The 26,408-nt window shown below is 71.3% G+C and carries 25 protein-coding genes; 7 read left to right on the top strand and 18 right to left on the bottom strand.

Annotated features, from left to right (window positions below):
- Positions 1-81 precede the first annotated feature (81 nt).
- The 14 genes from N1032_RS11870 to N1032_RS11805 all read right to left on the bottom strand — a co-directional run bounded on the left by N1032_RS11870 (position 82) and on the right by N1032_RS11805 (position 17,092).
- Positions 82-1,422: an alpha/beta hydrolase family protein gene (locus N1032_RS11870; RefSeq protein WP_259539300.1), complete on the bottom strand. Its 1,341-nt coding sequence runs from the start codon at positions 1,420-1,422 to the stop codon at positions 82-84.
- A complete protein-coding gene (locus N1032_RS11865; protein WP_259539298.1) occupies positions 1,422-2,456 on the bottom strand; it encodes an LLM class flavin-dependent oxidoreductase in 1,035 nt (344 codons plus the stop codon). Before N1032_RS11865 ends, N1032_RS11870 begins: the two co-directional genes overlap by 1 nt.
- Entirely contained in the window at positions 2,426-2,833 is a 408-nt protein-coding gene (locus N1032_RS11860) for a TIGR04076 family protein (RefSeq protein WP_259539297.1), read from the bottom strand. The genes N1032_RS11865 and N1032_RS11860 overlap by 31 nt, the downstream gene beginning before the upstream one ends.
- Positions 2,826-3,845: an NADPH:quinone oxidoreductase family protein gene (locus N1032_RS11855; protein WP_259539296.1), complete on the bottom strand. Its 1,020-nt coding sequence runs from the start codon at positions 3,843-3,845 to the stop codon at positions 2,826-2,828. Before N1032_RS11855 ends, N1032_RS11860 begins: the two co-directional genes overlap by 8 nt.
- Positions 3,842-4,339, bottom strand: coding sequence for a YybH family protein (locus N1032_RS11850; RefSeq protein ID WP_259539295.1), 498 nt, complete (start codon positions 4,337-4,339; stop codon positions 3,842-3,844). The genes N1032_RS11855 and N1032_RS11850 overlap by 4 nt, the downstream gene beginning before the upstream one ends.
- A complete protein-coding gene (locus tag N1032_RS11845) occupies positions 4,336-5,625 on the bottom strand; it encodes a metal-dependent hydrolase family protein (protein ID WP_259539294.1) in 1,290 nt (429 codons plus the stop codon). The genes N1032_RS11850 and N1032_RS11845 overlap by 4 nt, the downstream gene beginning before the upstream one ends.
- Positions 5,618-7,327: a hydantoinase B/oxoprolinase family protein gene (locus tag N1032_RS11840; RefSeq protein ID WP_259539293.1), complete on the bottom strand. Its 1,710-nt coding sequence runs from the start codon at positions 7,325-7,327 to the stop codon at positions 5,618-5,620. The genes N1032_RS11845 and N1032_RS11840 overlap by 8 nt, the downstream gene beginning before the upstream one ends.
- Complete coding sequence (locus N1032_RS11835) at positions 7,320-9,005, bottom strand: hydantoinase B/oxoprolinase family protein (protein ID WP_259539292.1); 1,686 nt, start codon at positions 9,003-9,005, stop codon at positions 7,320-7,322. The genes N1032_RS11840 and N1032_RS11835 overlap by 8 nt, the downstream gene beginning before the upstream one ends.
- Entirely contained in the window at positions 9,002-11,053 is a 2,052-nt protein-coding gene (locus N1032_RS11830) for a hydantoinase/oxoprolinase family protein (protein WP_259539291.1), read from the bottom strand. The genes N1032_RS11835 and N1032_RS11830 overlap by 4 nt, the downstream gene beginning before the upstream one ends.
- A gap of 67 nt (positions 11,054-11,120) precedes the next feature.
- Positions 11,121-12,764: a nickel ABC transporter ATP-binding protein NikE gene (gene nikE, locus N1032_RS11825; protein ID WP_259539290.1), complete on the bottom strand. Its 1,644-nt coding sequence runs from the start codon at positions 12,762-12,764 to the stop codon at positions 11,121-11,123.
- Positions 12,761-13,642 (bottom strand): ABC transporter permease, encoded by an 882-nt coding sequence (locus N1032_RS11820; RefSeq protein WP_259539289.1) that lies wholly within the window; start codon positions 13,640-13,642, stop codon positions 12,761-12,763. The genes nikE and N1032_RS11820 overlap by 4 nt, the downstream gene beginning before the upstream one ends.
- Positions 13,642-14,652: an ABC transporter permease gene (locus tag N1032_RS11815; protein WP_259539288.1), complete on the bottom strand. Its 1,011-nt coding sequence runs from the start codon at positions 14,650-14,652 to the stop codon at positions 13,642-13,644. The genes N1032_RS11820 and N1032_RS11815 overlap by 1 nt, the downstream gene beginning before the upstream one ends.
- An 88-nt stretch (positions 14,653-14,740) precedes the next feature.
- Positions 14,741-16,369: an ABC transporter substrate-binding protein gene (locus N1032_RS11810; protein WP_259539287.1), complete on the bottom strand. Its 1,629-nt coding sequence runs from the start codon at positions 16,367-16,369 to the stop codon at positions 14,741-14,743.
- A gap of 114 nt (positions 16,370-16,483) precedes the next feature.
- The gene (locus N1032_RS11805; protein ID WP_259539286.1) at positions 16,484-17,092 is read right to left on the bottom strand and encodes a cupin domain-containing protein; all 609 of its coding nucleotides are present in this window, start codon (positions 17,090-17,092) and stop codon (positions 16,484-16,486) included.
- 95 nt (positions 17,093-17,187) lie between these two features.
- Between N1032_RS11805 and N1032_RS11800 the strand changes: the two genes are divergently transcribed.
- Together N1032_RS11800 and N1032_RS11795 are read left to right on the top strand one after the other, a co-directional pair.
- Positions 17,188-17,760, top strand: coding sequence for a VanZ family protein (locus N1032_RS11800; protein WP_259539285.1), 573 nt, complete (start codon positions 17,188-17,190; stop codon positions 17,758-17,760).
- 50 nt (positions 17,761-17,810) lie between these two features.
- Positions 17,811-18,632 carry a TrmH family RNA methyltransferase gene (locus N1032_RS11795; protein ID WP_259539284.1) on the top strand — a complete coding sequence of 274 codons (822 nt, stop codon included), beginning with the start codon at positions 17,811-17,813 and terminating at the stop codon, positions 18,630-18,632.
- Positions 18,633-18,722: 90 nt separating this feature from the next.
- On the opposite strand, the gene N1032_RS11790 is transcribed toward N1032_RS11795, so the two are convergent.
- On the bottom strand, positions 18,723-19,661 hold the full coding sequence (locus N1032_RS11790) for a Ppx/GppA phosphatase family protein (protein ID WP_259539283.1): 939 nt from the start codon (positions 19,659-19,661) through the stop codon (positions 18,723-18,725).
- A 63-nt stretch (positions 19,662-19,724) separates the two neighbouring features.
- Between N1032_RS11790 and N1032_RS11785 the strand changes: the two genes are divergently transcribed.
- From N1032_RS11785 to N1032_RS11775, 3 genes are read left to right on the top strand one after another with little or no spacing between them, the layout of a single operon-like run.
- A complete protein-coding gene (locus tag N1032_RS11785; protein ID WP_259539282.1) occupies positions 19,725-20,171 on the top strand; it encodes a MaoC family dehydratase N-terminal domain-containing protein in 447 nt (148 codons plus the stop codon).
- Positions 20,168-20,593 (top strand): MaoC/PaaZ C-terminal domain-containing protein, encoded by a 426-nt coding sequence (locus N1032_RS11780; protein ID WP_259539281.1) that lies wholly within the window; start codon positions 20,168-20,170, stop codon positions 20,591-20,593. The genes N1032_RS11785 and N1032_RS11780 overlap by 4 nt, the downstream gene beginning before the upstream one ends.
- Entirely contained in the window at positions 20,590-21,828 is a 1,239-nt protein-coding gene (locus N1032_RS11775) for a UDP-N-acetylmuramate dehydrogenase (RefSeq protein WP_259539280.1), read from the top strand. The genes N1032_RS11780 and N1032_RS11775 overlap by 4 nt, the downstream gene beginning before the upstream one ends.
- A 10-nt stretch (positions 21,829-21,838) precedes the next feature.
- Here the strand turns inward: N1032_RS11775 and N1032_RS11770 are convergent, their stop codons facing one another.
- Entirely contained in the window at positions 21,839-22,495 is a 657-nt protein-coding gene (locus N1032_RS11770) for a PadR family transcriptional regulator (RefSeq protein ID WP_259539279.1), read from the bottom strand.
- A gap of 91 nt (positions 22,496-22,586) precedes the next feature.
- Between N1032_RS11770 and N1032_RS11765 the strand changes: the two genes are divergently transcribed.
- Both N1032_RS11765 and N1032_RS11760 read left to right on the top strand, forming a co-directional pair.
- Positions 22,587-23,552, top strand: coding sequence for an ATP-binding cassette domain-containing protein (locus N1032_RS11765; RefSeq protein WP_259539278.1), 966 nt, complete (start codon positions 22,587-22,589; stop codon positions 23,550-23,552).
- Between the two features lie 3 nt (positions 23,553-23,555).
- A complete protein-coding gene (locus N1032_RS11760) occupies positions 23,556-24,341 on the top strand; it encodes an ABC transporter permease (RefSeq protein ID WP_259539277.1) in 786 nt (261 codons plus the stop codon).
- A gap of 8 nt (positions 24,342-24,349) precedes the next feature.
- Here N1032_RS11760 and N1032_RS11755 read toward each other — a convergent pair whose 3' ends face one another.
- Together N1032_RS11755 and N1032_RS11750 are read right to left on the bottom strand one after the other, a co-directional pair.
- Positions 24,350-25,027: a response regulator transcription factor gene (locus tag N1032_RS11755; RefSeq protein WP_310795943.1), complete on the bottom strand. Its 678-nt coding sequence runs from the start codon at positions 25,025-25,027 to the stop codon at positions 24,350-24,352.
- Positions 25,024-26,376, bottom strand: coding sequence for a sensor histidine kinase (locus N1032_RS11750; RefSeq protein ID WP_259539276.1), 1,353 nt, complete (start codon positions 26,374-26,376; stop codon positions 25,024-25,026). Before N1032_RS11750 ends, N1032_RS11755 begins: the two co-directional genes overlap by 4 nt.
- Positions 26,377-26,408 lie beyond the last annotated feature (32 nt).

The following is a 26,408-nucleotide window of genomic DNA, read 5'->3' as shown; positions in this document are numbered from 1 at the left end:
TGGTCGGCGCACCCAACCTATCCGACGGCACCTATCCGACGGCGCGGGCCGCCCGACGCACGATGAGCGCGGTCGACTCGGTCAGGAACGGTCGGTGTCGGGGCGCAGCAGCTCGGTGACGCGATCCATGGTCGCGCGCCAGATCTCCGTCGTGGGGTCGATGACGCTGAAGTGGTGGCCGGCACGCTGCAGCAGCTCGGGGTGCGACACGGCGGCCGACGCCGCGAGCCGCCGATTCATCTCCACCAGGTCGGCCGAGTCGTCGACGCCTTGCACGAGCAACCACGTGGCAGCCCGGTGCGCGTAGGCGATCGGCGAGGCCGCGGCGTAGCGCTCGGGCAGGTCGGCCGGCGAACCGCCGAGCGCGATCGCCACCGCGCCCTCGCCCATGTAGCGGTCGTGCGCCGCGACCAGATCGACCACGCCCGCGAGCGACACCGACAGCGCAACCGGCACCGCGGCCGACGCGCCGGATGCCGCGATCTCTTCAGCGAGCTGCAGCACCAACTGCCCGCCCGCGGAGTGCCCGAACAGCACGACCGGCTGGTCGGGCGCGGTGCGCAGACTCTCGAGCCGCGCGATGCCGGCGTGCAGGTCGCTCAGCGTCGCCGCCCAGCCGTGCAGGTCGGGCCGGCGGTACTCGAGGTTCCAACTCGCCCACCCCCGGCGGCCGAGGTCGACCGCGAGCTCGTCCATCAGGCCGGCCTGCCACCGCGACCGATAGAAACCGCCGTGAACGAGCACGCCGATCGGTGCGGGCGTGACGGACGCACCCGGCCTGGCGGCATCCGCCTCGCCTCGCAGCGCCGACGAGGGTTCGCGCCAGTCACCGTACTGCTCGCGATCGGCGCCATACGAAACCCGAACCGCCGGATGCCGCGCCGCCGCGATCGCTGAGGGAACAACGAACTGCAACCCCTCGAGCCCCAGCGCCCGCACGTGGTGCACGAGTGCGGGCGACGGGTCGAACTCCCGTGCTCCGAGGTCGAACCGCACGATCGGCGGGGTCGTCGCGCCGGTGCCGGGCCCGACGGCAGCGCGGAGATCGGGATCGACATCGAGATCGAGATCGAGCGGGAGGTCGACCGCCTCGCCGGGCATCACGAGGAATGCGTCGGCATCGTCCGCAGCGAGCGCCGCCGACCAGCTCTCGGCCGCCTCGACCCACTGCACGCGCGCGTCCCAGCCGCGCCGCGACACCGCCGCGTGCACGGCCCGCTCGAGCCGCCCGCGCTCCACGGGCACCGCGCTCGACACCAGCGCGACGAGCACCCCGGCTTCCGCTCGGCCGCCTCCGGCCGCGACCCGGGTGGCCGCGGCATCCGTCACCGCGCCCTCGGCCCCGGCAGTCGCAGGCATCGCCTCGGCCGCGGAGGGCGCGGCACCCGCGGGCGTCTGGTCGTCGGCCATGTCGTCTCCCATCAGCGGTCGAGGGTGAGCAGCGGCAGCACGGCGCGGCCGATGAGGTCGATGCCGCCCTGGTCGGTGAGCCCCTGCGGGGTGCCGAAGTCGACCCGATCGGCACCGGCGTCGATGATGGCCTGGGCCTGCGCGGCCACGTGTTCGGGCGTGCCCGAGAACGCGAACAGGTCGAGCACGTCGTCGGGGATGCGGTCGCCGGCGCCCTGATGATCGCCCTCGTCGACGAGGCGACGCACCGACCCGAGCAGGTCGGCCGGAATCTCGACCGTCGGGTCGAGGTCGGCCACGGCTGCGAGATACATCGCGACTTCGCGCCGCGCCGCCGATCGCGCGGCATCGCCGTCGCGGTCGACCACCGTCACGGCCCCGAGCACGAGCTTCACGTCGTCGGCGGTGCGACCGGCCTTCACGGCGCCGACCCCGATGCGCTCCCGCATCACGGCGACCATCGCGGGGTTGGCGGTGCCGCCCACCTTCAGCTCGTCGGCGATCTTGCCGGCCAGAGCCGCGCCGAGCGGACCCCAGCTGCCGAGCAGCAGCGGCGGCCGGGTGCGCCGCACCGGGTAGCGCAGCGTGATGCCGGGCGCGAGCGGATAGATCTCGCCCTCATACCCGGCGCCCTCACCCGAGATCAGGGCGTAGATGTGCGCCGCCGCCTCGCGCAGGTGCGCCACCGGCTTCGTCTGCTGGATGCCGATGGCGTCGAGCCAGGTGCCCTTCGCGAGACCGAGGTAGGCGCGCCCGTCGCTGGCCGCGTCGAGGGCGGCGACCTGCCCGGCGATCTCGTAGGGATGCAGCGAGTAGGGGTTCCAGCACGCGGCGCCCAGCCGGATGCGCGAGGTCGCCCCCGCCATCTCGAGCAGCGCGGCGATCGGCGGCTGGAACAACAGGTCGCTGAACACACTCACCACGTCGACCCCGAAGCCCTCGGCGGCCGCGGCGAGCGGCGCATAGGCGCCCGGGGGCTTGTCGCTCTGAATGCCCAGCCCGATCTCGGCCCGCCTCACGTGAGGTCGCCCGACCGCATCGGGCACAGGGCGCCGCGCTCGATGCGCATGATCAGGCGTTCCTCGGGGTCGGGACACGCCACGAGCGAGTCGCGTTCGAGCCAGTCGCCATCCGGCAGCTTGCGCTGCTTCGCCGGGATCATCGGCAGCACCGCCTGCAGCGCATAGAAGCAGAAGTGCCCCGGAATCTTCAGCTGACTCGAGTTCACCACCTCGAACGAGTCGCCCACGTGCATGCCGCACACCGAGCGGCCCTCGATGCGGTCGACGACGACGGTGATGTCGTACAGCTCCATGTCGTTCGCCGAGTCGAACGCGCCGCCCTCGTCGCCCGCCGTGCCTGCCGCCGCGCCGCCCGCCTCCGTGCCCGGCTCGACGCCGTGCCCTCCGGTCTCATCAGTCATGGTCCACTCCTACTCCTTCAGCGGCATCGATCGCGACCACGATCTTTCCGCGCGTGCGCCGAGCGGCGAGATCGTCGAGCGCACCGCCAGCCTCCTCCAGCCCCACGACCCGGTCGATCAGCGGCGCGACGAGCCCCGCCTCGAGCAGGCCGAACAGGGCGCGGTAGACGCCGGCCACCTGCTCCGGCCGTTCCCACGGGTAGCGCGACCCCCACGACAGCCCCACGACGTCGACGTTGCGCGCCATCAGCGTCGCGGGATCGATCAGCGACGATCCCGCCGCGGTGCCGACCGCCACGAGCCGGCCCTCGAAGCCGAGGCTGTCGAGCGACACCTCGGTCATCGCCCCACCGACCGGATCGATCACCGCGCTCACGCCGCGCCCGCCCGTGGCCTCGCGCACGAGCGCCGCGACATCCGCGTCGCGGTAGTCGATGGCCAGGTCGGCGCCGTGCTCGAGGCAGACGGCCGTCTTCTCGGGGCCGCCCGCGGTTGCGAGCACCCGGATGCCGCGGGCCCTGGCCAACTGGATGGTGGCGGTTCCCACGCCACCCGCCCCGGCATTGACGAGAATCGTGTCGCTCGCCTCGAGCCGCGCCCGCTCCAGGGCGAACCACGACGTCTGGTAGGTCACGGGCAACGCCGCGGCCGTCACGGCGTCGACGGATGCCGGCCGCACGACGGCGAGAGAGGCGTCGATCACCACCTCGTCACCGAGCGCCCCGTTCGGCAGCGCCGGGCAGGCGAGCACGGCCGACCCGAGCAGGTGCTCCACACCGGCACCGGCCTCGATCACCACGCCGCTCACCTCGACACCCGGCACGAACGGCGGCGCCGGCACGGCCGGGTAGTCGCCCCGGCACATCATCACGTCGAGAAAGTTGAGGCCGACGGCCTCGCACCGCAACCGGAGCTGCCCGGGCCCGACCTCGGGCCGATCCCGTTCGGCCAGGTGCAGCACCGAGCCGGGCTCGCCGAACTGCTCCACCACGGCGGCGCGATAGCGGGTCACGCCCGCGCCTCCGCCGCCGCCGGGGCCGCCCCGGTGGCCGGAGCGACCGCGACCACGGCCTCTGCCTCTGCCTCTGCCTCTGCCTCCGTCTGCGCCGGAACGTCGGCCGCCCAGAGCTCGGAATGATGGTGCACGATCAGCCAGCGTCCGTCAGCGCCGCGACGCAGCACATCCGTCACCCTCGAGGTCTCGACCGAGCCCCCGGTGCGCACCGCGACGAAGAGGTAGCGGGCGAGCGCGTGGTCGCCCCACACGTCGATGCGCTCCGGCTCCACCCGCAGCTCTAGCACCGCCGCGACGACCGCGGGTGGGCGCTCGTCGCGGTAGCGGTCGAGCTCGCTGCGGGTCATGATGCGCGGCAGCGGCGACTCCCAGGTGGTGACGTCGGCGTCGAGATGACTGTCGAACCGCGCCCGGTCGCGCGCCATGAACGCGTCGTACATGTCGAGGATGCCGTCGAGCACCTCGGTGTCGGCGCCGGATGCCCCGCTCACGCGATCACCAGCCGATCGTCGCGCACGACCTCGCCCGCCTTCATCACCCAGCGCAGCGACCGCAGCGCCGAGATGTCGTCGAGAGGATTGGCGTCGACCCCGATGAAGTCGGCCCGCTTGCCGACGGCGATGGTGCCCACGGCATCCGCGATTCCGAGCCATTCGGCGCAGGTGATGGTGCCGGCCCGCAGCGTCGCCGCCGGCCCCAGGCCGTTCTCGCTCATGTGCTCCATCTCGCGCACCACCGCGGTCGTGCCCTCGAACGGCCAGAACGGCGGCATGTCGCTGCCCACCATGATGGTCACGCCCGCCTCGATCGCCATCTGGAACGACTCGATGTGCCGCGGCCCGGCGGCCAGCGAGCGCTCCTGCATCCAGGCCGGCACCCCGAGCTCGTCGAAGAACGAGCCGCAGCGCGTCACCACGAGCGTCGGCACGAGCGCGGTACCCGCCGCCGCCATCGCCTGGGCGACCTCGGGGGTGAGCTCGTAGCCGTGCTCGACGCAGTCGAGCCCGAGCGACACCGCCTCGGCGATGATCGGCGCCGGCCCGGCGTGCGCCGTCACCTTGCGCCCCCAGGCGTGCGCGGTCGAGATGACCGCGGCCATCTCGTCGCGCGTGAGCTGCGGCGTGGCGATGCCCTCGTGCTTGCCGGCGATGCCGCCGGAGATCATCACCTTGATCAGGTCGGCGCCCGCCTTGATCTGCGTGCGCACCCCGCGGGTGAACCCGATCGGCCCGTCGCATTCCATCGTGTCGTCGTTCTCGTGCCCGTGACCGCCGGTGCAGACCAGGGCCTGCCCGGCCGTGCGGATGTCGGGCCCCGGCAGCAGCCCGCGGCCGATGGCGTCGCGCAACGCGAAGTCGGCGTGACCCCGCTCGGCCACGCAGCGCACCGTGGTGAGACCGGAGTGCAGGGCGCGCCGGGCGCCGTCGGCCATGTAGAGGGCGACGCCGGCGTCGTCGAGCGACGCCACGTAGGTGCCCCGCTCGCCCGGCAGCGCGAGCGAGAAGTGGGTGTGCATGTTCATCAGCCCCGGCGCGAGGTAGGCCCCGCCGAGATCGAGCTCGACGGGCGACCCCGAGGCCGCGTCGGCGGCATCCGTCACCGCCTGGCGCACCGAGGCCTCGGGCCCGGCCGCCATGATCACACCGTCGCGCACCCACACCGCCCCCGGCGTCGCCGTCTCGGCGACCGCGTCGACGATGAACAGCGAGTGCAGCAGTGCATTCGACGGGCTCGGCCCGGTGCCCCGGAACGCGGTCGAAGAGGCAAGGTCAGTCATCGAGATCAACTCCATAGAGGTCGGATGCCGCGGCCGCCGAGACGATGCCCTCGGCGACGTCTCGGCGAACCAGGTTCGGATCGCGGTCGGCCACGGGCCCATGACCCGCCCCTCCCGCGGTGAGCAGGGTGACGCGCTCGCCCGCGGCCACGGCGATGCGCCGGGTGCTGAGCCGCCGCTCGCGCGCAGTGCCCGGAAAGGCGATCACCTGCGTCGGTTCGCTCTGCTGCCCGCCGTCGAGCGCCCACGGCTTCGAGCGCGTCTTCTTGATCACCGACAAGAATTCGCCATCGGAGACGAACCGGATGTCGCGGCGGATACCTGGCCCTCCGCGGTGCTTGCCCGCCCCACCCGAGTCGGTGCGCACCTCGAGCCGCTCGAAGAGCATGCCGCTCTTGGCCTCGAGCACCTCGATCGGGGTGCTGTGCGCCACGGTCTGGCAGAGGTGGTTGAGGGGGCCGGCGCCGTCGTGGTTCGGGGTGCCGCCCCAGCCGATGGGGTCGTTGTTGCTGATGGCGAAAAAGGTGCCGGTGTCGGGATGCGCGCCCGCCATCATGAAGCCCGGCACGTCGCCGCCCGAACAGGCCGCGAGCCGGTCGGGCATGCCCTGGGCGAGCGCCTTGTAGATCAGCTCGACGGCGAGGTTGCCGGTCCACTGCGTGAACGTGGCGGCCGGGTAGACGGCGTGGAAGAGCGAGCCGGGCTCGGCCTTCACGATCAGCGGCAGCATGTGCCCGGCGTTGGTGGGCTCGAACGGCGTGGTGAAGGCCTTGAACGCCACCCGGGCGCAGGCGATCGTGGCGCCGAACGGCAGGTTCACGGGGCCGCGCACCATCGGCGACGAGCCCGCGAAGTCGACGGTGAAGGTGCCGTCGGCGATCGTGACGGTCACCTCGAGCCGCACCGGCTCGTCGGTGATGCCGTCGTCGTCCATCCAGTCGACCGCGGTCCAGCTGCCCTGCGGCAGTGCGGCGATCGCCTCGAGCGACGCCTGCTCGCCGAGCTGCATGAAGCGCTCGATGCTGGCGCGCACGAGCCCCAGCCCGAACTTCTCGACCACGTCGACGATGCGCCGCTGCCCGGTGCGCAGGCACGAGACCTGCGCGTGCAGGTCGCCCAGCACCACCTCGGGCATGCGCGAGTTGAACCGGATCAGCTCGTGCACGTCGTGCACCGGCTCACCCCGCCGGAACACCTTGGTGCCCGGGAAGATCAGGCCCTCCTGGTGCATGTCGGTGGAGTCGAGCACGTAGCCCGGGTCTTTCGCGCCGAGATCCATCCAGTGGGCGCGCACGCAGACGAAGCCCACCAGCGTCTCGTCGTCGGGCAGGAAGACCGGTGCGAACAGGGTGGCGTCGTAGGAGTGCGCCGCGTTCCAGTAGGGGTAGTTGAGCAGCACCACGTCGCCCGGATCGAGGTTCTCGACCCCCACGTACTCGAGGCCCTTCTTGAGCGAGTAGTCGTTCGCGCCGAGGAAGCGGGTGAGGCCGGGGGCCTCGGCCACCAGCCGGGCCTGCTCGTCGTAGATCGAGATGCCGAAGTCGAGCACCTCGTAGATCACCGGGTTGAACGCGGTGCGGATGAGCGTGCTGCGCATCTCGTCGGCCGCCGCCGCGAGGTAGCTGCGCACCACCTCGACGGTCGCGCCGTCGACTGCCGGCACGGTCGCCGTCGCGGCAGCACGCGCTCCCGCGTCACTCATCGAGCTCGACCCCGTAGACGGATGCCGCGGCCTCGCGCGACACGTACCCCTCCGACACGTCGCGCCGCACCAGGGCGGGGTCGCGCTCGGCCGGGTCGCCGTGCCCGCCGCCGCCCGCCGTGAGCAGGCGGATCAGGTCGCCCGGCTGCACCGGCACGCGCTTCGTGCTCACCCGCTCCTCACGGTCGGTGCCCGGAAAGACCACGACCTGGTTGGGGTCGGGCTCGAGCCCGCCCTCGAGCGCCCAGGGCTTCGTGCGCGTCTTCTTGATCACCGAGAGGAACTCGCCCGGCGAGACGAAACGGATGTCGCGCTGCAGCCCGGTGCCGCCGCGGTGCTTGCCCGCGCCGCCCGAGTCGGTGCGCATCTCGAGCCGCTCGAAGAGCATGCCGCTGCGCGCCTCGAGCACCTCTATGGGCGTGCTGCGCACGGTGCTCTCGGAGATGTGGATGGTGGCGTCGAGGCCGTCGTGCTCGGGCGTGCCGCCCCAGCCGACCGGGTCGTTGTTGCTGATGGCGAAGAACTCGCCCGTGTCGGGGTGATCGCCCACCATCATGAAGCCGGGCACGTCGCCGCCGGTCGACGCGGCGAGCCGCTCGGGCATGCCCTGCGCCAGCGCCTTGTAGATCAGCTCGAGCGCGACGATCCCGGTCCAGAGCGTGAAGGTCGGGGCCGGATAGACGGCGTGGAACAGCGTGCCCGGCTCGGCGAGCACGCGCAGGGGCACGGTCGTGCCGGCGTTGCTCGGCTGCTCGGGCGAGGTGAGGTTCTTCAGCACCACCTTGCAGATCGCGATCGTGGCGCCGAAGGGCATGTTCACGGGGCCCTTGGCCGCCGGAGCCGAGCCCGCGAAGTCGACCGTGAAGGTGCCGTCCTCGATGGTGACGGTCACCTGCATCCGGATCGGGTCCTCGCTGATGCCGTCGTCGTCCATCCAGTCGACCGCGGTCCACGAGCCCTGCGGCAGCGCGGCCAGGGCGTCGATGGTGTTCTGCTCGCTGTGTGCCCGGATGACGGCGACCGCCTCGTCGACGGCGGGCTTGCCGAACTTCTGCAGGATCTCGATCAGCCGGCGCTCGCCGGTGCGGATGGCCGACACCTGCGCGTGCAGGTCGCCGAGCACCACGTCGGGCATGCGGGAGTTGAACCGGATCAGCTCGTGGATGTCGCGCACGGCCTTGCCCCGCGAGAACACCTTGGTGCCCGGAAAGAGCATGCCCTCCTGGTGCACGTCGGTGGAGTCGAGCACGTAGCCGGCGTCTTTGGCGCCCAGGTCCATCCAGTGCGCCCGCACGCAGACGTAGCCCACCAGGGTGCCGTCGGCATCCGGAGCCGCCTCGTCGGGCAGGAAGACCGGGGCGAACAGGGTGGCGTCGTAGGCGTGGGCCGCGTTCCAATAGGGGTAGTTGAGCATCACGATGTCGCCGGGGTAGAGGTTCTCGGCCCCGACGTATTCGACGCCCTTCTGCAGCGAGTAGTCGTTCGCGCCCAGGAAGAAGGTGAGCCCGGGCGCCTCGGCGATCAGGTCGAGCTTCTCGTCGTAGAGCGAGATGCCGAAGTCGAGCACCTCGTAGATCACCGGGTTGAACGCGGTGCGGATGAGCGTGGTGCGCATCTCCTCGGCCGCCGCGATCAGATAGCTGCGCACCACCTCCACGGTGGCTCCGTCGAGCGTCATGCGTTCTCCTCCAGGGTGATCAGCAGGTAGCCGTGCTCGTCGACCCGCACGTGCTGCCCGCTGTGCACGACGGTGGTCGAGGTTCCCTCGTCGACAAGCGCGGGGCCGGGGAAGGTGTCGCCCGGTTGCAGCAGGCTGCGGTCGTAGACGGCGAAGTCGGCGGCCGCTCGCGTGCCGAAGTCGAAGGCCTGGCGGTGAGCGGTGAGCGCCCGGGTGGGGTCGCCGTCGCCCGCGGGGTAGACGGGCAGTTCGGGCCGCACCGTGCGGCCGATGCCGCGCACGCGGGCGGTGAGGATCTGCACCTTGCTGTCCATCGAGTGGCCGTAGCGCGCCTCGTGCAATTCGTTGAAGGCGGCGCGGATGGCCTCGGGGTCGAGCTCGTCGCCGACCACGACCGTGAGCGTGTGCTCCTGGCCGAGGTAGCGCAGCTCGAGCTGGTTCTCGAGGCGGGCGACCTCGTCGCTCACGCCCTGCTCGCGCAAGGAGTCGAGCGCCTCGGCGCCGATCTCGGCGAGTTCGCGGCGGAGGTCGTCGAGGTCGACCTCGTCGAGCACCTCCATGCGGGTGCGCGAGAAGTCGTTCACGATGTCGGCGCTGAGCATGCCCCAGGCCGAGAAGCCCGACGGGGCGAAGGGCACGATGACCTCGCGCACACCCATCTCGCGGGCCAGCAGGGGAGCGACCAGCGGGCCGGCGCCGCCGAAGGCGAGCAGCGAGAACACCCGGGGGTCGTGGCCGCGCTCGACCGTGATCTGGCGCACGGCGCCCACGGTCTTCGCGAGCATCACGTCGAAGATGCCGGCCGAGGCCGCCTCGACGGTGAGGCCGAGCGGCTCGGCGATCGTGCGGCGAACGGCCTCGATCGCCGCGTCGGCCTGCAGCGGCATCGAGCCGGCCAAGAAGCTGTCGGGGTTGACGTAGCCGAGGCAGACCGAGGCATCCGTCACCGTCGGGCGGGTGCCGCCGCGGCCGTAGGACACCGGGCCGGGCACCGCGCCCGCGCTCTCGGGGCCGACCTTCAGAAGGCCCCGGTCGATCCAGGCGATCGAGCCCCCGCCGGCGCCGATGGTGCGGATGTCGTAAGCCGGCATCAGCAGCGGGAAGTGCTCGAGCTCGGCCTCGTGGGTCACCACGGCCGCGCCGTCTTCGATCACGCAGGCGTCGAGTGAGGTGCCGCCGATGTCGAAGGTGAGCACGTTCGGGCGGCCGAGCACCTCGGCGAGGTAGCCGCCGCCGACGATGCCGCCGGCCGGGCCGGAGAGCACGGTGTGGGTCGGCGACTTCTTCGCGGTGCCCGAGGTCATCGAGCCGCCGCCGGAGCGCATGATCAAGAAGCGGCCGGCGAAACCCTTCTCGGCGAGGCCACGCTCGAGCTCGTCGACGTAGCGCTCGAAGATCGGGCGGATGTAGGCCTCGAGCACCGTGGTCGAGGTGCGCTCGTACTCGCGGTACTCGCGCACGATGTCGGTGGAGACCGAGACGGTGACCTGCGGGTACCACTCGCGCAGCAGCTCGGCGGTGCGCTGCTCGTGCGAGGGGTCGAGGTAGGAGTGCAGATAGCAGACGGCGATCGAGATGACGCCCTCGTCTTCGACCAGCTGGCGGGCGACTTCGCGCAGGCCCTCCTCGTCGAGCGGCTCGAGCTCTTCGCCGCGGTGGTTCAGCCGGCCGCGCACGCCGGCGGTGTGCCGGCGCTGCACCAGGCTGGCCGGGCGCTCGTACTGGAAGTCGTACATCCGGTCGTCGGGCACGTTGCCGCGGCCGAGCAGGAAGATGTCGCGCAGACCGTAGTTCGTGATGATGCCGGTCGCGCCGCCCCGGCGCTCGAGCACCGCGTTCAGCCCGAGCGTGGTGCCATGGATGAACAGCTCCACCTCGGCCAGGTCGGTGCCGAGGGCGTCGACCGCCGCGAGCACGCCCTCCCACGGGCGGGCCGGGGTGGTCGACGCTTTGCGGAACCGCACGACGCCCGTGCGGGTGTCGAGTTCCATGGCGTCGACGAAGGTGCCGCCGATGTCGACGGCGAGGCGGAGGGGAGTGGCAGACACGAAGGGGATCGTCCTTTCAGGAGCGTCAGGTCGGGAGCGTCGGGTCGGGAGCGTCAGGTCGGGAATGTCAGGGTGAGACGGTGTCGGGGATGCGCCCGCCGAGCCGGGGCGCCGCGGCGAGCAGCCGGCGGGTGTACGCATGCTGCGGCGAGCCGAAGACCTCGGCGGTCGTGCCCTGCTCGACGACCTCGCCGTGGTAGATCACCACGACCCGGTCGCAGAAGGCGCGCACGGTGGCGAGGTCGTGCGAGACGAAGAGCTGGCCGCGCTCGCCGTCGGCGCCGAGCTCGGTGATGAGGTCGAGGATCTGCGCCTGCACGGTCACGTCGAGGGCCGAGGTGGGCTCGTCGAACACGATAAGCTCGGGCTCGCAGACCAGCGCGCGGGCGATGCCGACCCGCTGAGCCTGGCCGCCCGAGAGCTCGTGCGGCAGCCGGGTGAGGAAGGTCTCGTCGAGGCCGGTGCGCCGCAGCACCTCGATGGCGCGGCGCTCGCGCTCGGGCTTTGCCACGCCCTGGGCGAGCAGGGTCTCGGTGACGGCGTCGAGCACGGTGCGGCGCGGGTCGAGGGCGCCCAGCGGATCCTGGAACACCATCTGCACCGACCGGCGCAGCGCGCGCTTGCGTGAGCCGCGCAGTTTCGCGAGGTCGTTGCCGGCGACCACCACCTGCCCGCTCGAAGGCGACACCAGGCCCACGAGCATGCGCGCGAGCGTGGTCTTGCCCGAGCCGCTCTCGCCCACGATGCCGACCGTCTCGCCGCGGTCGACCGTGAGGTCGACTCCGCGCAGGGCGTGGTGGCCGCTGCTGCCGAATCGGGCTCGGTAGCGCACGTGGGCGTCGCGCACCTCGGCGACGGGCCGCCGCGGGGTCACGGGGGTGGCGGCATCCGTCGCCGTTCGGGGAAGCGGCCGGTCGATGTCGGGCACGGCCGCGAGCAGGGTGCGGGTGTACTCCGAGTGGGGAGCGGTGAGCACCTGCGAGGTCGTGCCCTCCTCGACCACATCGCCGGCGCGCAGCACCACGATGCGGTCGCACACCTCGGCCGCCGCCGCGATGTCGTGCGAGATGAGCAGAACGCCGCGGCCCTGGTCGGTCGCGAGCGAGCGCAGCAGCCCGAGGGCGTCGCGGGTGAGGGTGACGTCGAGGCCCGTGGTGGGCTCGTCGGCCAGCAGCAGGCCGGGGTCGCAGGCCAGGCACAGGGCGATCATCACGCGCTGGGCCATGCCGCCCGAGAGCTCGTGGGCATAGGAGCCGAGCACGCGGGGCGTGTCGGTGATGCCGACGGCCTCGAGCAGCCGCACCGATTCGGCGGATGCCGCGGGCCCGGTCAACCGCTGGTGCAGCTTCAGCCGGTCGGCAAGTTGTTTCTTCACGGTGCGCAGCGGCTCGATGGCGGCCCGCGGGTTCTGGAAGCACATCGCGACGCCGTGGCCGCGGTGCTCGAGCAGCTGGGGTTCCGACATCCGCAGCACGTCGTCGCCGCGGAAGAGCACCTCGCCGCCGGTCTCGGCGCGGCCGGGCAGCATGCCGATGGTGGCGCGGGCGAGCATGCTCTTGCCGCCGCCGCTCTCGCCCACGAGGCCCACGACCTCGCCGACGCGCACGCTGAGGTCGACCCCGCGCAGGGCTTCGACGGTGGCGCCCGAGGTGGGGATCGAGACCGTGAGGCCGCGGATGTCGAGCAGGATGTCGTTCATCGGGGCGTTCACCTGGTTCTCCTGCGGGTCTCGCGCTCTTGCAGCCCTTCGCCGAGCAGGCTGAAGCCCAGCACGCACACCACGAGGGCGAGGCCTGGCGGCACCGAGGTCCAGAGCCGGCCGGCGACGATGTCGCTCGTGCCCTGGCTGATCATGGCGCCCCACTCGGGCTGTGGCACCGGCACACCGAGGCCGAGGAACGACAGGCCCGCCAGGGCGAGCATGGCCCAGCCCACGTTGAGCGGCGCGACGATGCGCACCGGCGTGAGGCTGTTGGGGATGACGTGGCGGAGCAGCACGCGAGCGCCCGCGAGCCCCGAGGTGCGGGCGGCATCCACGTAGGCGAGCTCGCGCACGGTGCGCACCTCGGCGCGCACGAGTCGCGCATAGGAGGGGATGGACACGATCGCCACCACGATGGTGAGGTTCACGATGCCGGGGCCGAGCAGGGCGGCGACGGCGAGGGCGAGGATGAACGTGGGGAACGCCTGCAGGATCTCGAGCAGCCGCATCACCACGGCGTCGAGGGCTCCGCCGACGTAGCCCGACACGGCCCCGATGACCGACCCGATCACCACGGCGATCGCGACCGACACCACGGCGACCCCGAGGTCGACCCGGCCGGCGTAGAGCAGGCGGCTGAAGACATCCATGCCGTTCGCGTCGGTGCCGAGCCAGTGCACCGCGCTCGGTGCCTGACGGATGGCGGTCGAGTCGATCTCGACCGGGCCCCAGGTGGTGAGAAGCGGCGCGAACAGGCTCGCGAGCAGCACGATCGCCACGAGGCCGGCGCCGGTCCAGATCATCACGGCGCCGAAGCCGCGCGAGGCGCGCTGCGGCTGGGAGCGGGGCAGGCGGCGGTTGACGCCGACCGGTCCGACACTGACCATCAGAGCCTCACTCTCGGGTCGAGGGCGGCGTGGATGACGTCGGCCACCAGGTAGGCGACGGCGTAGACGAGCGCGATGATGACCACTCCGGCCTGCACGACCGGGTAGTCGCGGTAGAGCAGGCCGCGCAGCAGCCACTGGCCCATGCCCTGCCAGGAGAAGACGTATTCCACCAGCACCACGCCGCCCAGCACGTTGCCGAGCACGAGGGCGGCGAGGGTGGGGATGCGCGAGACGGTGCCGCGCAGCAGGTAGCCGGTGACGAGCGGGCGGCCGCTGATGCCGTGTGCCTGCGCGGTCGACCAGGGGGCGGCGGCCCGGATGTCGATGGCCGCCGAGCGCACGCTCCGCAGCAGTGAGGCGGTCACGCCCACCGCGATGGTGAGCACCGGCAGCACGAGGTAGAGCAGCGCCGAGCCGAGGGCCGGCCAGTTGGCGGTGAGCAGGGCGTCGACGGCCTCGGCGCCGGTGATCGGGGTGGGGCTGAGCCCGCGGCCGATGCGGCCGCTCGGGCCCGGGAACCAGCCGAGCTGCTGGTAGCCGATGACGATGAGGATGAGTCCGAGCCAGAACTCGGGCATCGCGGTGCCGACGAGGGAGGTCACGCGGCTGACGTGGTCGATCGGGCTGTTGACCCGCAGCGCCGAGATGATGCCGAAGACGATCGCCGCGATCACGGCGACGCCGACGCCGAGGAAGACGAGCTCGAGGGTCGGCGCGAGGCGGAAGGCGAGCTCGGTCGACACGGGAACCCCGGTCTGGATCGAGGTGCCGAAGTCGCCGACGAAGATGCCACCGAGGTAGTCGAGGAACTGCTGCCAGAGCGGGGCGTCCAGCCCCAGTCGCTGCCGGATGGCCTCGACGTCGTCGGCGGTGGTGTTCGGGCCCACGAAGGCCTGCACCGGGTCGCCGGGCAGCACCCGCACGAGCAGGAACGTCAACACGATCACGCCGAGCAGCACCGGCACGACGAGTGCGATCCTGAGGGCGATGTATCGGGCGAGGCGCATGCTTCTCTTTCGCAGGTGGGGGCGGGGGACGGCGGAGGGGCGGGTGGCCGTCGCCTGTCGGCACGAGCCACCCGCCCTCCGGGGTGGATCAGTCGATCGAGAGGTACTTCAGGCGGATCAGCCCGTCGACCGGCTGCACGAAGCCCTTCACGTTGTCGCCGACCGGCAGGTTGTAGTTCGGCTGGGCGAGCGGGATGACCGGCACGTCGGTGGCGAACTGCTCCTGCACCTCGGCCCAGAGCGCGTTGCGCTCGTCGGTGTCGGTGATCGTGTGCGACGCCTCGACATCCGCGTCGACCGTGGGGTTGGAGTAGTTCGCGTAGTTGAGGTAGGCGCCCGTGGTCCAGCCGTTCATCAGGTACTCGACGTCGTTGACCCACTGCTGACCCGAGGTGATCTGCATCGCCAGGTCTTTCGCGTCGCGACGGTCGCCGAGGGTGGCCGGGTCGAGCGGCGTCGGCGTGACGGTGATGCCCGCCTTGCCGAGCGCATCCTGAACCAGGATGGCGATCTGCTCCTGCTCGTCGTTGTCGGCCGCGTAGGCCAGCTCGACGGATGCACCGGACACACCGGCTTGGGAGAGCAGGTCTTTCGCCTTGTCGAGGTCTTGCTCGTAGGGGAAGCCCTCCTCGGTGTAGCCCGGCATGTCGATCGGCACGATGCTCATCGGGCGGCGGGCATCGCCACCGTAGACCGTCGAGATGATGTCGTCGTAGGGCATCGCGTAGGCGACGGCCTGGCGCACCAGCGGGTTGTCGAACGGAGCCATCGTGGTGTTGAGCGGAATCGAGATCATCTCGTTCGACGGGGCGGAGATGATCTTGACACCCGAGACGCCGTCGAGGTCGGCGATCTGCTGGCGGCCGAGGCCGAGCGCGATGTCGACGTCGCCGTTCTGCAGCAGCACGCTCTCGGCCGCCGGGTCGGAGACGACCGTGAGGCGGATGGTGTCGGTGTGCGGGCCGTCTTCGGCCGGGTAGTCCTTATTGGCCTTGAGCACGATCTCCTGGCCGGGGGTGAAGCTCTCGACGTTGTAGAGACCGCCGTCGCTCGGGTTCTGGGCGGCCCAGTCCTGCGCCCACGGGTCGTCGGCCGTGGCGTGCTCCTTCATCAGCTTCGAGTCGTAGATGAAGAGGCTGATGGCCTGGATCTGCGCCGAGAGCGCGCTCGGGTAGGCCTGGTCGAAGGTGACGGTCTTGTCGTCGACGACCTGGATCTGCTCGGGGTCGGTCAGGCCGATGAGCGAGTAGACGCCGGCCACGTTGGCCTTGGCGGCGAAGGCGCGGTCTTTCGACCACTTGACGTCGTCGGCGGTGATGGGGTTGCCGCTCGGGAAGGTGGCGCCGTCGCGCAGTTTGAGGGTCCACAGCTTGCCGTCGTCCGACGTGAACGACTCGGCCCAGGCGGGCAGGATGTTCTCGGTGTCGAGAATCTGGCCGCCGTCGACATCCGTCACGCCGTAGTCGACGAGGTAGGGGTAGACGTTCTTGAACAGGGCGAGCGCCACCGGGTCGAAGGCCACGAAGTCCTGGTCCCAGCTGCCGGGGTAGGAGGGCACGGCGATGCGCAGCTCGCTGGTCGCGCTCGCGGCGTCGGTGGGCGAGGCGGCGCCGGCGGCGCACCCCGTGAGAGCTAGTGCTGCGGTGGTGACGAGCGCTCCGGCCACCGCGAGGCGGCGGCGGAGATTCTTGGGTTTGACGGGCGACGGGGTATCCACGGGTCCTCCACTGTGTCCTGGTGCACGAATAGGCCTCTGTGGATACTGTTTTATCCCACTAAACGCCCTTGGCGCTCTCATTTAACATGATCGTTAAATTGAGGCCCGCGCAGATCAGAACAGGCGGGGCGTGACCACCGACACCACGACGGTGAGCTCGTCGGTGTCGTTGTGCAGAGAGTGAGGCGTGTTCGAGCGCAGATGCAGGCTGTCGCCGACGCCCAGGCGATGGGTGACGCCGGCCACCTCGTAGGAGAGCTCGCCCTGGATGACGTAGGCGAACTCCTCGCCGGCGTGCGACGACGCCTCCTCCTTGACGCCGCCGGGCTCGATGTAGACGAGCATGGGCTCGAGCACGAGGCCGGGCACGCGTGCGCTCAGCATCTCGTAGTGCCGGCCGCCCGACACCACGCGTTCGGTGTGCTCAGCCGCGCGGTTGAGCGTGAAGACCACGCCCTCGGGCTCCTTCTCGGGGCTGTTCGGCTGGGCGAAGAAGTCGGCCATCGGGCGGCCGAGCGCGGCGGCGACGGCCCGCAGGCTCGACAGGGCGATCGAGCTGAGGCCGCGTTCGACCTGCGACAGGAAGCCGACCGAGAGATCGCTCTGCTCCGCGAGCTTGCGCAGCGACATCCCCTTCTCCTCGCGGAAGGAGCGGATGCGCTGGCCCACGACATCGATGTCGTCGGTGAGGTCGTGCGATCGATCGGTGGTCTTCGTGGTCACGCGCGCCTCCCGGAGTGGTGGTCAGTGAAGACAATTGTGCCGCAGTGTTTGATATTTGCGAACACCTGTCGATCGAGTCGCCTCACCGGAAGGTCATGGCAAAGCCCCAGCCAGCATCGTGGGGCGCCTGCCAGGCTGATGCGACCATGCTGACCCTCGCCCTGAACGCCGCCTTCGCCGCCCTGCTCGCGGCCCTCGCCCTCGTCGGCGTCATCTGCGCGTTCGAGCCGTCGCCCGCGCACCGCGGTCGCATCGCCGCCCTCGCCCTGATCTGGCTGGCGGCCGTGCTGTTCATGACGCTGCGCCCCGGAACCGGCCTCGGCGTGCGCCTCTATCTCACCCCCCTCGTCGTCGACGGCCCCGGCTCCGCGGTCGACGCGGTGCTCAACGTGTTCGTCTTCGTGCCGCTCGGACTGCTGCTGGCGCTCGCCGCAGTGCGCTTCCGCACGGTGCTGCTCGGCGCCCTCGCGCTCTCGCTGATCATCGAGGTCACCCAATACGTCTCCGACGTCGGTCGCACCGCCGACATCAACGACATCATCACGAACGTCACCGGCGCCTGCTTCGGCTGGGCCCTCGCCACCGCCATCCACCTCCTCGCCCGCCGTGCGGCGGCCCGCCGCGGGCTTCGGGAGCCCGAGCGGGTCGCATCGGTCATCCGCCTCTGACCCGGGCTCCCGCCGACCGACGGCACCGGCCACGCCTAGAATCGGGTGCCATGCCCGTCATCCGTGTCACCGCGCTGGATGACCCGCGCCTGACCGATTACGCCCACGCGACGGATGTCGCACTGAAGAACGCTCGGCGGTCGGAGCCCGGCCGCGAGAACGGGCTCTACGTCGCGGAGTCACTGCTCGTGCTCGAGCGGGCGTTGCGGGCCGGGCATGTTCCGCGATCGGTGCTCGCGCTCGGCACGAGTGAAGTCGAGGCCGTCGCAGCACTCGGCGCGGCCGGGCACGGCGATGTGCCGGTCTTCGTCGGGCCCGGTGAGCTGCTCGCCGAGCTGACGGGCTACCTCCTGCACCGCGGACTGATCGCCTCGATGACCCGCCCACCCCTGCCCGACGCGCGAGCACTGCTCGCCGGGGCGCGGCGCGTCGTCGTGATCGAGAACGTCGTCGACCCCACCAACGTCGGCGCGATCTTCCGCTCGGCGGGCGCGATCGGTGCCGATGCGGTGCTCGTCACCCCGCGGTGCTCCGACCCGTTCTACCGCCGCGCCATCCGGGTCAGCATGGGCACCGTGCTGCAGGTGCCGTGGACCCGCGTCGGCGAATGGGACGAGCTCGAACCCTTGCTGCACGACGAGGGATTCCACATCGCTGCGCTCGCCCTGACTCCGGATGCCGTCAGCCTGCGCGACTTCGAGGCCCGCGTTCCCGAGCGGGTCGCCCTCGTGCTCGGGGCCGAGGGTGAGGGCCTCACGCCCGAGGCGATCGCGGCCGCCGACACGGTGGTGCAGATCCCGATGCTGCACGGCATCGACTCGCTCAACGTCGCGGCCGCCAGCGCCGTCGCCCTCTGGGCGGTCACGCGCTAGCGGGTGCCCCGCACCCCGCCGAGAAGTCGAAATCTGTGCGTGACCCGGCCATTTTGGACCGAGAAGTGACTTCTCGAGGCGCGCGCGCCGCTACTCCGTGAGCCCGTCGAGGTACCGCAGCAGCATGCCCTCCCGCAGCGCCCACGGCGACACCTCGAGCTCCTCGACGTCGTAGAGCTTCATCACCGAGTGCAGCACCACCGCCCCCGCCACGATCTGAAACGTGCGATCGGGCGTGATGCCCGGCAACGCCTGCCGCGCCTCGGCCGGCAACTGCCCGAGCCGCGGAATCCAGTCCTTGAGCTCCGCACGCCGCAGCGTCACCTTGTCCTCCCCCGTGCCCGACGGGTTCGGCACCGACGACCCCGCCAGCCGCGCGAGCGACCGGATGGTCTTCGACGACCCCACCACGTGCTGAAACGGCGGCATCGACGCGAACAGCGGCAGCGCATCCGCCCGCAGCACCCGCCGCGAGTGCGCCCGCAGCTCGAGCATCTGCTCGGGCGTCGGCGGGTCATCGGGAAAGAACTGCACCGTCGTGCGGCCCGCCCCGAGCGGCACCGACACCGCCACCTCGGGGAACTCGTCCGACCCCGCCGCGATCTCGAGCGACCCGCCGCCGATGTCGAACAGCAGAATGTTGCCCGACGACCACCCATACCACCGCCGAATGGCGAGGAACGTCAGCCGCCCCTCGTGTTCACCCGTCAGCACCCGCAGCGCCACGCCGGTCGACTCCTCGACCCGCGCCAGCACCTCGTCGCCGTTCGCCGCCTCGCGCAGCGCCGACGTCGCCATCGGCAGCAGCTCGTCGATCTTCTCGCGCCGCGCCACCGCCATCGCCGCCGAGATGGCGCCGATGATCGCGGCCACTCCGGCCTCGCTGATGCTGCCGTCGGGCTCGAGATAGCGCATCAGCCGCAGCACCGACTTGTGCGACGCCTGCGGCACCGGCCGCGCCCCCGGATGCGCGTCGACGACCAGCAGATGAACAGTGTTGGATCCCACATCGAGAACGCCGAGTCGCACGCTCCGACTTTAGGGCATGTGCCGAGCGGATGCCGCGGCAGCCGTTCTCCGTAGACTGGAGCCGTGGCAGTGAATCCAGACCTGATCTCGCGCGAGTTCGAGAAGACGAGTCCCTACGTGGTGGGCCGCGAGAAGGTACGCGAGTTCTCTCGTGCCGTGTTCTCGTCGAGCCTGGTGAACTTCAGCGTCGAGGCGGCCCGCGAGGCCGGCTTCGCCGACGTCGTCGCCCCTCCCACCTTTCCGATCGTGGTGCAGGAGCTCACGTTCGCCCAGCTGCTGGCCGAGGAAGACGCCGGCATCGAGCTCACCCACGTCGTGCACGGCGAACAGCGGTTCGACTACACCCGCCCCATCGTCGCCGGCGACGAACTCACCGCACAGCTGACCATCGCCAGCGTGAAGACGCTCGGCGGCAACGCCATGGTGGTGGCCGAATCGGTGATCGAAGACGCGGCGGGCGAGCACGTCGTCACCGCCGTCTCCACCCTCGTCGTGCGGGGTGACGCATGAGCGAGGTGATCGTGCACGAATACGGTGTCGGCGACGTGGTGGCCCAGGCCGAGTACACGCTGACGCGCGATTCCCTGGTGCGCTACGCCGGCGCATCCGGTGACTTCAACGCCATCCACTACCGCGACGACATCGCCGCCGAGGTGGGCCTGCCCGGCGTGCTCGCCCACGGCATGCTCACGATGGGCCTCTCCATCCAGCCGGTGGTCGACTGGCTCGGCGACCCGACGCTCGTCGGCGCCTACCAGGTGCGGTTCACCCGCCCGGTCGTGGTCGACCCGGTCGACGGCGTGCATCTCACGGTCGTCGCCAAGATCGGCCAGCTCGACGACGAGGCCGGCACCGCCCGCATCGACCTCACCACCACCGTCGACGGCGAGACGGTGCTGGGCAAAGCGCAGGTGCGCGTCACGCTGCCATGACCGGGTTCGACGCCCCGCTCGCGGGCCTGACGACTCTTCAGGTCGGTGGCCCGGCGGCGCGCCTGGTGACCGCGACCACCGAGCCCGAACTGCTCGACCTCGCGCGCGGGGCCTGGGCGGATGACGACGACTGGTTCGTTCTCGGCGGCGGCTCGAACGTCGTGATCGCCGACGAGGGTTTCGAAGGCGTCGTCGTGCGGGTCGCGACCCGCGGCGTCGCCCCCGTCATGTCGAAGGTGGGCACCGTGCGCCTGCGCGTGCAGGCGGGCGAGCCCTGGGACGACCTCGTCGCCCACACCGTGCAGAACGGCTGGAGCGGCCTCGAGGCGCTCTCGGGCATCCCCGGTTCGGTCGGCGCGGCGCCCATTCAGAACATCGGCGCCTACGGCCAGGAGGTCGCCGACTCGATCGTGTCGCTCGACTTCCTCGACCACGACGCCGGCGAGGTGCGCCGGCTGCAGCGCGACGAGCTCGAGCTCTCGTATCGCTCGAGCGTCTTCAAGCGCGGACTCCGCGGCGTGGTGCTCTCGGTCACCTTCGAGCTGCACGACGCCTGGGGCGAGGGCCTCACCCGCGGCAACCCGACGGTGGCGCTCAGCCGGCCCATCGCCTACGGCCAGCTCGCGACGGCGCTCGGCGTCGAGGTCGGCGACCGGCTGCCGCTCGGCGACGTGCGTCGGGCCGTGCTGGCGCTGCGGTCGGGCAAGGGCATGGTGCTGGATGCCGCCGACCCCGATTCGGTGAGCGCGGGCTCGTTCTTCACCAACCCCATCGTCACCGAGCATTTCGCCCGCACGCTGCCGTCGACCGCACCGCGCTGGCAGGTCGAGCCCGAGGAGCCGGACGTCGTCACGCCCCTCGAGGAGGCGGCCGGGCTCGGTGCCTCGCCGGGGCTCGGTGCCTCGCTGGGGCTCGGCCTCGACGGCGGCGACGGCATGGAGATCGCCCTCGACGGCGATCGCAGCGCCGGGCCGCTGCCCGCGGAATACCACGTCAAGTTGAGCGCCGCGTGGTTGATCGAGAACGCCGGCGTGCGCCGTGGCTTCTCGCTGCCCGGCTCGACCGCGGCCATCTCGAGCAAGCACACCCTCGCCATCGTCAACACGGCGGGTGCCGGCGGCGGCGGACGAGCCGCGGATGTCGCCGAGCTGGCCCGTTTCGTGCAGGGCCGCGTGCTCGCCGAGTTCGGAGTGCTGCTGCAGCCCGAACCGGTGTTCCTCGGCCACGAGCTCTGAGGCCCCGCCCTCAGCCCTTCTCGGCGTCGATCTGCTCGCGGTAGCGCTGCGACTCCCGCACCATCTGCCAGCCGGCGTCGTCGTCGGGCGGTGACCAGGCGGGTTCGGCCTCGCCCGCGAAGGTGAGCCCTCCGGCCTCGATGGCGGCCAGGTAGTCGGCGAGCCAGGCGCGTTCGGTCTCGACCAGCCTCAGCTCGAGCTCGAGGCTGTGCGACACGTGCGGTGGCGCCATCCCACGCGCCACCACCGCGATCTTGTCGAGCAGGTCGGCGCTGATGCGCGCCGCATTGACCTCGCGTTCGCGCAAAGCCGCCACCATGTCGTGCCGGTCGACCAGGGGAGCCAGGCTGAGCGCCACCCGAAAGCCCGACGGGTCCATGGCGTTGACGGTCACGGCGGCTTCGCGCAGCAGTCGGCGCAGCTCGTCGCGGCCGGCATCCGCCATCGTGTAGACCGCCACGGTGCGGTCGCCCTCGGGCAGGTCGTGCCGCTCGATGAACCCCTGCCGGGCGAACGTGGTGAGCATCGAATAGATCGAGCCGGGCTTGATGTGGGCCCAGTACTCCACGCCCCAGCTGAGCAGTTCGCGCCGCAGCTGATAGCCGTTCGCGGGCTCGAACAGGCTCACCACACCGAGCAGCAGGGCGCGAGTCGTGAGCGAGGCCATGGCCCGAGTATATGAGCGCGCATCGACCCGCAGAACGCCCTTGACAGACTTCTGTTCAAGTTTGAATAATGGGTGCGACAAAGGAGACGGTTTGATTCACGCGCGGGGCCTCGCGCGCACCTTCGAGGGGCGCGTCCGGGGCAGACAGAAAGAACAGGTGAAGGCCGTCGCCGGCGTCGACATCGACGTGGCCGAGGGTGAGATCGTGGGGTTCCTCGGGCCGAACGGCGCGGGCAAGACCACCACGCTCCGCATGCTCACGACACTCCTGAAGCCCACGGCGGGCACCGCCACGGTCGCCGGCTTCGACGTCGCGACGCAGTCGCAGGAGGTGCGCCGCAGCATCGGCTACGTGTCGCAGAGCGGTTCCACCTCGCCCGAGGCGCGGGCGGGCGAAGAGATCATGGATCACGGCATGCTCTACGGCATCAGCCAGAAGCAGGCCGAGACCCGCGGTCGCGAGCTGTTCGACCAGCTCGACCTCGAGGGGCTCTGGAACCGCGAGCCCCGCGCCATGTCGGGCGGCCAGCGCCGGCGCCTCGACATCGCCATGGGTCTCGTGCACGACCCGACCCTGGTGTTCCTCGACGAACCGACCACGGGCCTCGACCCCCAGGCGCGCGCCAACCTCTGGACCCACATCTCCGACCTGCGCACCAAGCGCGGCGCCACCATCTTCCTCACCACCCACTACCTCGACGAGGCCGACGCACTCTGCGACCGCATCCTCGTGATCGACCACGGGGTGATCGTGGCCAGCGACACCCCGGATGCGCTCAAGCGGCAGATCTCGGGAGACCTGGTCGAGCTCGTGGTCACCGACGCGGCGCAGGCCCGCGCCGCCGCCGAGTTGCTCGATCGCATCGCCGACACGGAGGTCGACACCGACACCACGAGCGTGAGTGCCCGCGTGCGCGGAGCCGGCCATGAGATCCCCGGCCTCATCCGGGCACTCGACAGCGCGGGCATCGCGCTCGAGTCGATCGAGGTGCGCCGTCCCACTCTCGACGACGTGTTCCTCACCCTCACCGGCCGTTCCCTTCGAGAGGATGCCTAGATCATGGCTGTCGTTCCATCACGCGCCACGCGCGGTTCCTTCTGGCGCGAGACCTACATCGTCTTCCGGCGGCAGTTGCGCATGGCCCTGCGCAACCCCGCGTGGGTCATCATCGGGCTCGTGCAGCCCATCCTCTACCTGGTGCTGTTCGGGCCACTTCTCGAGCCGCTCGCCGGCCAGCTCGGCGCGCAGAACGCCTACACGCTCTTCGTGCCCGGCCTGCTCGTGCAGCTCGGGCTGTTCGGTGCGCTGTTCGCCGGGTTCGGGCTCATCGCCGAGTGGCGTGCGGGCGTGATCGAGGCCGAGCGCGTGACGCCGGCGAGCCGCACAGCACTGCTGCTCGGGCGCATCCTGCGCGACGTGCTGCAGCTGTTCGTGCAGGGCATCGTGCTGATCGGGCTCGCCTTCCTGTTCGGCCTCACCGGGTCGGTGATCGGCATGGTGTTCGGGCTCATCCTCACGGTGCTGCTCGGGGCGGCGTGCGCCGCGGCATCCAACGCCCTCGCGCTCACCACGAAGAGTGAAGACGTAATGGCGCCGGTGCTCAACAGCATCGCCCTGCCGGTGCTGCTGCTGTCGGGCATCCTGCTGCCGATGACCATCGGACCGCAGTGGCTGCAGGTCGTGAGCGACTTCATGCCCACCAAATACATCGTCAACGCCATCCGCGAGCTGTTCACGGGCGACTTCTTCACCATCACGACCATGTGGGGTGTGATCTGGACGATCGTGCTCTTCGCAGCCGGTCTCTACGTCGGCACTCGCACGTTCCGCAAAGAGAACGCGTAGCCCCGGGCTCAGATCAGCCTGAGCTCCATGGCGCGGGTGACCGCGCGAGTGCGGTCGGAGACGCCGAGTTTCTCGAAGACGTGCTGCAGGTGGGTCTTCACGGTCGCCTCGCCGATGAACAGGGCCCGCGCGATCTCGGGATTGCTGCGCCCGGCCGCCACGAGCCGCAGCACCTCGAGCTCCCGCCCGCTCAGGGCCGGAATCGCCGCGGGCCCGCCGCCGCGCATCCGGTCGACCAGCTTCGTGGCGATCGAGGGCGCCAGCACGGTCTGACCGGCCGCGACCGATCGCACGCCCGCGATGATCTCGTCCTGTGGCGCGGCCTTCAGCAGGTAGCCGCCGGCGCCGGCCTCGATCGCCTCAAGAATGGCGTCGTCGGTCTCATAGGTCGTCAGCACGAGCACCCGGATGCGCGGCTCGTCAGCGAGGATGGCCGCCGTGGCCGCCGACCCGCTCAGCACCGGCATGCGCAGGTCCATCAGCACCACGTCGGGCGTGAGGTCGCGCGCGAGCTGCACGGCGGCGGCTCCGTCGGCCGCCTCGCCGACCACCTCGATTCCCGGGGCCATGCCGAGCAGCGCGACGATGCCGCTGCGCACGATCGGGTGATCGTCGGCGACCAGCACACGGATCGTCGTTCCCGCACGACCTCCGGATGCTGCGGCGCCCGCATCGCCCGCGCTCACGCTCGAGACCCCCGCCCGCTCCCGCCGCCGCCGGCCGGGCCCACGGTCGCCGAGCGCGGTGCGGGCGCCGGTCGTGCCGCGCTCACGCCGCCGACGGCCTGGCCGTCGAGCGGTGCGTCGGGCTGATCGTCGCGGGGCGACGGCACGGTCGCGACCAGGTCGGTGCCTCCGCCGGCGCCCCGAGCCACCCGCAACGAGCCCCCTACCAGGGCGAGTCGCGCGTGCATGCCGTCGAGCCCGAAGCCGCTGTCCGTCGGAATCGGCGCGGCGATGCCGACGCCGTCGTCGCTCACCGTCAGCCGGATGCCACCCGCCGTGCCCGGGGCACCTTCGTCACCAGTCCGTGCGTCCGCGGCATCCGCCTCGCCCCCCGAGAACCGCGCGACCCGCGCGAGGGTCAGCCGCACGTGGCGGGCTCCCGCGTGCTTGCGCACGTTCGCCAGGGCCTCCTGTGCGCAGCGCAGCAGCACCACCTCGTGATCGCGCGGCAGACCACCGACGTCGTCGAGCTCGGTCGTGATGTCGATGCGGGTCTCGCGCTCGAAGGTCGCCACCAGGCGGCGCAGGGCGGCCGCGAGCCCGCCCTCGACCCCCACGGGCGCGGTCGCGGCCACGAGCGCGCGGGCTTCGTTCAGCGCATCGCGGGCCACCTGCTCGATGAGCTCGAGATCGTCGCGCACGCCGGCGTCGTCGCCGACGCGGTTCTGGCCGCGCTGGGCGAGCATCACGAGGCTCGTGAGGTTCTGGGCGATCGTGTCGTGCAGTTCCCGCGCGAGCCGTTCGCGTTCGGCGGTGGCTCCGGCCTCGCGATGCAGTGCGGCCAGCTGGCCCTGCGCGGCGGTGAGTTCGGCGAGCAGCCGCGTGTTCTCGCCGCCCTTGCGCAGCTCGGTCGTGAACCACACCCCGATGCCGATGCCGAGGGCCAGCGACACGAACTCGATCACCGAGGCCTGCGCGAGCGCCTCGATGCCCCAGCCGAAGCTGACCGCCAGAGCGAGGGCCACGCCCACCGCCATGATCGTCGACGCCACGATCGCGCGGCGCATGCCGGGCCCGGCCGACAGCGTCCAGATGAGCGGAAAGGCGATGCACTGGATCGTGGCCACGTTGGGCGAGAGCGCGCACCCGACCACGGCGGTGGCGATCACCGCCACCTGCAGGGGCGTCGCCCAGGGCGACTCGCACAAGCCCCGGCGGCCGACGGTGAAGTAGAACGCGCCGAAGGCGGCGAGCACGCCGATCGCGGCCGGGGTCGTCCAGGCGGGCTCGGCGGGGTTCAGCACGACCAGCACCGCCACCACCACGAGCGTGACCGCGACGGCCACGTGCCACCAGCGATTTCCCGTCATGGCCCCACCCTATTCACGGCGGTGCCCGAGGC

This window comes from Herbiconiux daphne, from assembly GCF_024979295.1.
Classification (GTDB): Bacteria; Actinomycetota; Actinomycetes; order Actinomycetales; family Microbacteriaceae; genus Herbiconiux; species Herbiconiux daphnes.
This window is presented reverse-complemented; position numbering and strand designations above follow the sequence as displayed.